General features: G+C 59.1%; 6 protein-coding genes. 4 read left to right on the top strand and 2 right to left on the bottom strand.

All coding sequences use genetic code 11. The features are described 5' to 3' along the window. Positions 1–456: 456 nt before the first annotated feature. Positions 457–1,932 carry an MmgE/PrpD family protein gene (locus tag BLS87_RS16205; RefSeq protein ID WP_074753487.1) on the bottom strand — a complete coding sequence of 492 codons (1,476 nt, stop codon included), beginning with the start codon at positions 1,930–1,932 and terminating at the stop codon, positions 457–459. Positions 1,933–2,043: 111 nt separating this feature from the next. On the opposite strand from BLS87_RS16205, the gene BLS87_RS16200 reads away from it, so the two are divergent. Beyond that, a complete protein-coding gene (locus tag BLS87_RS16200) occupies positions 2,044–2,943 on the top strand; it encodes a LysR family transcriptional regulator (RefSeq protein WP_244165844.1) in 900 nt (299 codons plus the stop codon). 18 nt (positions 2,944–2,961) lie between these two features. Here BLS87_RS16200 and BLS87_RS16195 read toward each other — a convergent pair whose 3' ends face one another. Then, positions 2,962–3,885 carry a LysR family transcriptional regulator gene (locus tag BLS87_RS16195; protein ID WP_074753486.1) on the bottom strand — a complete coding sequence of 308 codons (924 nt, stop codon included), beginning with the start codon at positions 3,883–3,885 and terminating at the stop codon, positions 2,962–2,964. A 99-nt stretch (positions 3,886–3,984) separates the two neighbouring features. Here BLS87_RS16195 and BLS87_RS16190 point away from each other — a divergent pair, with 99 nt between their 5' ends. From BLS87_RS16190 to BLS87_RS16180, 3 genes are all read left to right on the top strand, one after another. Beyond that, complete coding sequence (locus BLS87_RS16190; RefSeq protein ID WP_074753485.1) at positions 3,985–4,848, top strand: aldo/keto reductase family oxidoreductase; 864 nt, start codon at positions 3,985–3,987, stop codon at positions 4,846–4,848. Between the two features lie 250 nt (positions 4,849–5,098). Next, complete coding sequence (locus BLS87_RS16185; RefSeq protein WP_074753484.1) at positions 5,099–6,643, top strand: sugar ABC transporter ATP-binding protein; 1,545 nt, start codon at positions 5,099–5,101, stop codon at positions 6,641–6,643. Continuing rightward, entirely contained in the window at positions 6,640–7,680 is a 1,041-nt protein-coding gene (locus BLS87_RS16180; RefSeq protein WP_074753483.1) for an ABC transporter permease, read from the top strand. The genes BLS87_RS16185 and BLS87_RS16180 overlap by 4 nt, the downstream gene beginning before the upstream one ends. Positions 7,681–7,700 lie beyond the last annotated feature (20 nt).

Raw genomic sequence — 7,700 nt, 5'->3', positions numbered from 1 at the left:
CTCCCACAAGGTTTGTGCCGGGCAGCCACCATCGCGTCACGCGGTCCCTGTAGGAGCAGTCCGAGGTTACGAGGGCCGCGAAGAGGCCGGTACAGCCAATGCGCTTCTGGCGGGTGATAGACCGCATTCGCCACCGTCGTAACCTCCTGCAGCTCCCACAAGGTTTGTGCCGGGCAGCACCATCGCGTCACGCGGTCCCTGTAGGAGCAGTCCGAGGTTACGAGGGCCGCGAAGAGGCCGGTACAGTCAACACACTTCTGGCGGGTGATAGACCGCATTCGCCACCGTCGTAACCTCCTGCAGCTCCCACAAGGTTTGTGCCGGGCAGCCACCATCGTGTCACGCGGTCCCTGTAAGACGTCCGAGGTTACGAGGGCAGCGAATGCGGCGTGTCTGACCGATGATGCTGCTGACCCATCGCGTTCGTCAGGCTGGCCGCCAGAAACCAGACTCCGATTACACCACTGCCGCCTTGGCGATGTCCGCCGCGCTGCCCAGGTTTTCCACCGACCAGCAGGTTTCGATCAGCCTGCGCACCTGAGCATCGGGCAGGATGCCCTTGGCCAGATCCGTGAATTTGGCCTCCAGTTGCTGATCGCTCATCGGGACTTCCAGGCTGCCAATCGCGTGCTCGATGAATTTATGCAGGACGCGACCGTCTTTCAGCGTAATCGTTATGTCGACCTGCTCCGGTTTGATCGCAGGATCGATGGTTGCGGTCACCCGTTCGCGCAGGGCAATCACTTTGGGATCGTTCACTGCGCGGTCGCTGTACTGCCGCTCCCCCGCGGCCCCTTCAATGAGCGCGACGGCCACCGAATGGTAGATGCTGAACTTGCCCTCCAGACCGATTTTCGGTGTCTTCTTGCCGGTCAGCTCGATCACCAACGGGTGCACCTTGAGGTCGACACGGCTGATCTGATCGTCGGTGAGTGCGTACTGATTGCGCAGCTGAATGGCAGCGTCCAGCGCCGGGTGAATCACAATGCCGCAGGCGAACGGTTTGTAGGTATTGAGCGCCGACTCATAGCGTTGCCCAAGCCCCTCGGTGATCTCGCGATAGTCCTGCTTGGTGCTGATGGTGTTGGCCCAACCGCGCTTGGCTTCGATCATGCCGTCGGAACTGGTGTAGTCCTTGGAGGCCAGGAGTGCGGCGAACAAGCCATTGCTTGCGGCGCGACCTGGGTTGAAGCTCTTGTTCATCGACCCGAACGATTCACGCAGACCCACCGGTTGCGATGCTGCCAGGCCCAGCGCCCAGACCATTTGTTGTTCGCTCAGACCGAGGATCTTCCCGGCGGCCGCCGCTGCGCCAAACACCCCGGCGGTTCCGGTGATGTGCCAGCCAACGTCATAGTGATTGGGGTACACCGCATTGCCGATCCGGCATTCGGTTTCGACACCGAGCACCAGCGCGTTAAGGAAGTCTTTGCCAGACACTGGGTGGTATTCCGACAGCGCGAGAATCGCCGAGACGACCGGACCTGCCGGGTGAATGATGGTTTTGAGGTGGGTGTCGTCGAAGTCGAAAATGTGACTGGCGACGCCGTTGAGGAATGCGGCGTTCATGATGTCCAGTCGGTCCGACCGACCCAGCAAACCCGCTTGCGGCGGTCCCGAAAAAGGCTTGAGCGCGGACAGGGCGCGCGCCACCGTTTCATGGTGCGAGCCGCCCACGGCGACGCCGACCCAGTTCAGCAGGGTCCGCGTGCCTTCTTTACGCACGTTCGCGGGAAGGTCCTCGTAGCGAGCATTGACCAGGTAATGCGCCAGTATCCGGGTGACCGGTTCGGGCGGTGACGAGGGGGCGGATTCGGCTGTTTTCATTTTTTCCCCCTGCGCCATGGCTGAAAGGGACAGGCCGGGCGTGGCGGCCGCCACCGAGGCAATAGCGCCCACCTTGAGAAGTCCGCGTCGATTGATCGTTGTCATGGGAGTGCGCTCCTTATTTATGATTGTTTGAATGCACGTGCCGAGCAGCACCCAGCGATCATGAAGCAGCAGTGGTAGCATTTGAATTGCAACAATCTCATGGATCTATGCATGCCAAACATGAACCTGGAAATGAGCGATCTGCGCGCCTTCGTTGCGGTCGCAGAGCTGGGGACGTTCAGCGCGGCGGCGCTGGACCTGCATTTGTCACAACCCGCGCTTTCAAGGCGGATCTCGAAGCTGGAAGCCAAGATGGGCGTGCGCCTGCTTGAGCGGACCACTCGCCGTGTCGATCTCACCGTTTTTGGTCGCGATTTTGCGCGCAAGGCCCGGGACATACTCAACAGCCTCGATGAGTCACTGATCGGGTTGGGGGATGTGGCGGGGCGCATGAGCGGCGAAGTCACCGTGGCCTGCGTGCCGTCCGTTGTGCGTTATTTTCTGCCCCACGTCCTGCGCGAATTTCACGAACGCTACCCGGGTATCGTCATTCGGGTCATGGACGATGGCGCCAGTGATGTGCTGTCGAGCGTTGTGCGCAGCGAGGCGGATTTCGGCCTGAACTACATTGGCGTGCAGGAAGCCAACATCGATTTTCAGGCCGTGCTGAAGGAGGCGTTCGTGGTGGCCTGCCGGCGCGATCATCCTCTGGCGGACAGGGACCAGGTGACGTGGGCCGAGCTGAAGCAGTACGACTACATGAGTGTGGCCAAGGCCAGCGGCAACCGGTTGCTGCTGGATCTCGCGCTTGCGGACAGCGCGGATCTGCCGCGCTCGTTCTGCGAGGTTCGGCATGTCATGAGCGTGGTCAGCCTTGTCGAAGCCGGCGTTGGCATCGCCGCGGTTCCGCGACTGGCGATGCCCGAAGACGGTCACCCGATACTGGTCAGCGTTCCGCTGGTCGATCCCGTGGTCAGCCGCACGGTCGGTCTGATTCGTCGTCGGGGCCGGGTGTTGTCGGCGGCGGCGCAGCAGCTGTACGACATGATCGGGGAGAGGGCGCGGACGTGATTCTCAAGGATCAAAACGTCAGGGGACAGGTCCTGCGTTCGATGCCTGGCCCGTCTTGATGAAGTCCACAAACGCCCGAAGCGGCGAGGGCAGGTAGCGGCGCCCCGAGTAATAAAGGAAGGGGCCGCTGAAGCTCTGCCACCACGGCTCAAGCACCGGTTCCAGTGCGCCGCTTTCCAGATGAGGGCGCAGCCAGTCTTCGAAAAGGAAGACAATGCCGAGCCCGTCGATGGCGGCCTGTACGGCGAGGTCGACAGCGCCGGCGATGTTGACGAGCAGCGGGCCGGTCGGGTCGACGCGCAGGATTTCGCCGTCACGCTCATACTCCCACAAGGGTATCGCGCCGCTGGGAAATTTGCCGCGCAGGCAATCGTGTTCAAGCAGGTCGCGAGGGTGCTCAGGGCGTCCTCTGGCGTTCAGATATGCGGGCGATGCTGCCGTGGCGAAGCGCTGAATCCGGGGCCCGATCGGCACGGCAATCATGTCCTGCTCCAGGCGATCGTCGTAACGAATGCCCGCATCGCAACCGGCGGCCAGCATGTCGACGAAGCTTTCTTCAACGATCACCTCCAGACGGATGTCGGGGTGTGCCTGCAGAAAGGGCGTGATGATCGCGGGCAATACCAGGCGCGCGGCACTGGCGGGCACGTTGAGCTTCAGTGTGCCTGAGGGTCGGTCACGGAAATCGTTCACCACATCCATGGCGGACTCGACTTCGCCCAGCGCTGGAACGATCCGCTCCATCAGTCTGGCGCCAGCCTCGGTCGGCACTACGCTGCGCGTGGTCCGGTTGAGCAAGCGCACGCCGAGCCGGGACTCGATGCGTCGCACGGCGTCACTCAGGCTCGACGCCGACTTACCGCTCGTGCGGGCACCCTCACGAAAGCCACCCGCGTTCACCACGGCCACGAAGGCCAACAAGTCTTGAATATCCGCTGCCATTGTTCGCTCACCCGTACGACCTGTGCCGATTGCACCTGATTATCAGCGAAGTGGTCAATGCCTATAGTGGCCGAACACTTCTTGAAAGAGGCAAACGGCATGAGTAACGCAAACAAGGCAGGCACCTTCCACATCGGCGATCGCAGCGTCAATCGCATGGGGTACGGTGCGATGCAACTGGCCGGGCCGGGCGTGTTCGGTCCGCCCAAGGACCCCAAAGCAGCCGTCGCGGTCCTTCGCGAGGCGCTGGCGCTGGGCGTCAACCACATCGACACGTCCGACTTCTACGGCCCTCACATCACCAACCAGTTGATCCGCGAAGCGCTGCATCCCTATGCAGACGAGCTGGTCATCGTCACCAAGGTCGGTGCTCAACGGGGTGAAGACGCTTCCTGGAATCCGGCACAAAGCCCGGCTGAGCTGATCAAGGCTGTGCACGACAATCTGCGCAATCTGGGGGTGGAAGTGCTGGACGTCGTGAACCTGCGCGCCTGGGGCAACATGCATTCACCGGGCGAGGAGTCCATCGAAGAACAGTTCACCGCGCTCGCCGAGCTGCAGCGCCAAGGGCTGATTCGGCATCTGGGCCTGAGCAACGTCACGGCGGTACAGGTCAAGCAGGCGCAATCCATCGCCGATGTCGTGTGCGTGCAGAACCATTACAACCTGTCTCACCGCGACGACGAGCAACTGATTGCCGACCTGGGCAAACAAGGCATCGCCTACGTGCCGTTTTTTCCGCTGGGCGGCTTTACGCCACTGCAATCGGACGTCCTGTCCAGCGTCGCGACGCGAATGGACGCTTCGCCGCTCCTGGTGGCGCTGGCCTGGCTGCTGCAACGTGCCCCGAACATCCTGCTGATTCCGGGCACGTCGTCGGTGGCGCATCTGCGGGAAAACCTCACCGCCAGTGAGCTGACCATCACGCCGCAGATGTTGGTGGAGCTGGATGCCGTGGCGTAGTGACGTCAGCGCGCTGACCACGCGCTCAGTTCTTGACAGGACGGGCGCGGAATCTGCCAGCTTGCGAGGCTTCGCATAGGAGCCGCCGATTCGCTTGAAACCGGCGATAGCAGAGGTAAAGCGAAACTGGTCAGGCCAAATCCAAAAAATTAAAATTGGTCTTGCCACTCTTTTCGAGCTCATATAGTTTGGTCGCAGTGATTCTCCAAGCGGGCCATGGCCCTCGATAAAAATAAATGAGAGCGCCATCTTGAACGTTTTGTCTTCTCGGCCTGACGGGCCTGCAGTTGAACCTTTCACGCGTCTTCCTTGTTTGCATCTGGAAGGTATCGTCAAGCGCTTCCCAGGCGTGCTGGCGCTCAAGGGCGTCACTCTCGACCTACAGGCAGGCGAGGTGCATGCGATCTGCGGCGAAAACGGTGCCGGCAAATCCACCTTGATGAAGGTCATTAGCGGTCAACTATCCCCCGATGAGGGCAGCATTACGTATTTAGGGGAAAAGCGAACGTTCAAATCCGTAAATGATGCGGAGCGGATGGGCATTGCCATCATCCATCAGGAGTTGAATCTGGTACCGCACCTATCGGTGGCTGAAAACGTTTATCTGGCCAGAGAACCGGTAAGGCTTGGGTTCATCAACCGCCGCAAAATGATCGCCGATACTCAAGATTGCCTGAACCGCCTGGCGGTCAATATTGATCCGACGACGTTGGTCAACACGCTTTCGGTTGCTCAGCAGCAGATGGTCGAAATCGCCAAAGCGCTCTCGCTCAATGCCAAAGTGTTGATACTCGATGAGCCCACTTCATCCTTGACGGAGACCGAGACAGCGCAGCTTTTCCGTATCGTCAAAGAACTCAAGGTGCAGGGCGTGGGAATGCTCTACATCTCCCACCGTTTGGACGAGATGCAGCATATTGTCGATCGGGTTACCGTCATGCGCGACGGAGGTCACGTCTCCACGAGACGATTCAGCGAAACGTCCGTCAATCAAATCGTTGCCGACATGGTGGGTCGATCACTCGACGAGAAATTCCCTCCCCGTACTGGCAAACCCACCCAGGAAGTCTTGCTCAAGGTAAAAAATTTCGGGCGCAAAGGTGCGTTCCAGTCAATTGATTTCGATTTGCGCAAGGGCGAAATCCTGGGGTTTGCCGGGTTGATGGGCGCCGGGAGGACAGAAATAGCGCGCGCTATATTTGGCGCTGACGCTATCGACACGGGGAGCTTGGAACTTCAGGGACAGACGGTTTCGATCAGCACCCCGCAAGACGCTATCCGTCACGGAGTAGCGTATCTCTCAGAAGACCGAAAGAGTGATGGGCTGGCGCTCAAGATGTCCTTGGCCAGCAATATAACCCTGGCCAATATGGATGCAGTCTGTAACGCCTTTGGGTTCATCAAATTCAAGGAAGAAGAAGCGGCAGCTCATAAATACATTAAAAGCCTCGGCATCCGTACGCCCTCGACACGTCAGGCGACTCGGCTTCTGTCAGGCGGTAATCAGCAGAAAGTCGTGATTGGTAAATGGCTGTTCCGTGATTCGAAAATCCTGTTTTTTGATGAGCCTACGAGAGGTATCGACGTGGGCGCCAAATACGCGATTTACGAGTTGATGGACACGTTGGCAGCGCAGGGCATTGGGGTTGTTCTCATCAGCTCGGAGCTCCCGGAACTGCTTGGGATGAGTGACCGGATTTTAGTCTTTCACGAAGGTCGACTGACGGCCGAGCTACAGGCACGCCATACATCACAAGAAGAAATCATGCACTTCGCTTCGGGGTACACACAATGAGCGATCTCAGTATCAGTAAGCAGTCGGAACCTGGCGGCGTGGGCTCAGTGAATAAAGAAAGGCGCGGCGAGCTTCTGCAGAAGTTTGGTGCGTTGGCCAGTCTTTTTGCTCTGATCATTGTCTTTGCCACGACTAGCCAAGCCTTCATGTCTATGGGCAACGGGATGAGTGTCGCCCTCCAGGTCACATCAATCGCGTTCTTGGGTCTGGGGGCAACGGCGGTCATCATTACCGGCGGCATCGACCTTTCCGTGGGCTCGGTCCTGGCATTGGCCGGCGTCGCCGATGCCCTGGCTATCAAGGCTGGCGCATCAATTCCCTTAGGGATCCTGGTGGGCCTCACCGTGGGAGGTATATGCGGGGCAATCAACGGTTTATTCATTACCCGTTTGAAGCTCCCGCCATTCATCGCCACTCTCGGGATGATGCTGGTTGCCCGGGGTTTTGCGCTGCGTCTTACCGATGCGCAGCCGGTGTCGGGCCTGGGTCAGGGTTTCGCGACGTTAGGTAACGGAACGCTCTTCAGGATAGAACGTATGGGCGATGACGGTTTCCCGAATGTCATCTTTCCAGGCATCCCTTACCCCGTCGTCATCATGATTGTCCTTGCTGTTGGGCTATGGCTCGTATTAAGCCGTACGCGATTAGGGCGGCACATCTATGCGGTCGGCTCGAATGCTGAGGCCGCGCGATTGTCCGGCGTCAATGTCGCTCGCGTGACGCTATTCACTTACGTGTTGTCTGGTGTGCTCGCCGGCTTGACGGGGTGCGTCCTTATGTCCCGCTTGGTAACGGCCCAACCAAACGAGGGCGTGATGTATGAACTCGATGCTATTGCCAGCGCAGTCATTGGCGGAACTTCCCTATCTGGGGGAATCGGGAGCGTCTCGGGAACCGTCATTGGCGCATTCACCATTGGGATTTTGCGCAATGGCCTGAACATGCTCGGCGTGTCGAGTTTTACTCAGCAAATCATTATTGGCGTCGTCATCCTGCTCACTGTGTGTATCGATCAACTCAGAAATCGAAAATCCTGAACTTAATATATAAAAACAAA

Origin of the sequence: Pseudomonas abietaniphila, assembly GCF_900100795.1 — a bacterium.
GTDB lineage: Bacteria > Pseudomonadota > Gammaproteobacteria > Pseudomonadales > Pseudomonadaceae > Aquipseudomonas > Aquipseudomonas abietaniphila.
Note: the sequence above shows the minus strand (reverse complement) of the source record. Positions and strands in the feature narration are given on the sequence as shown.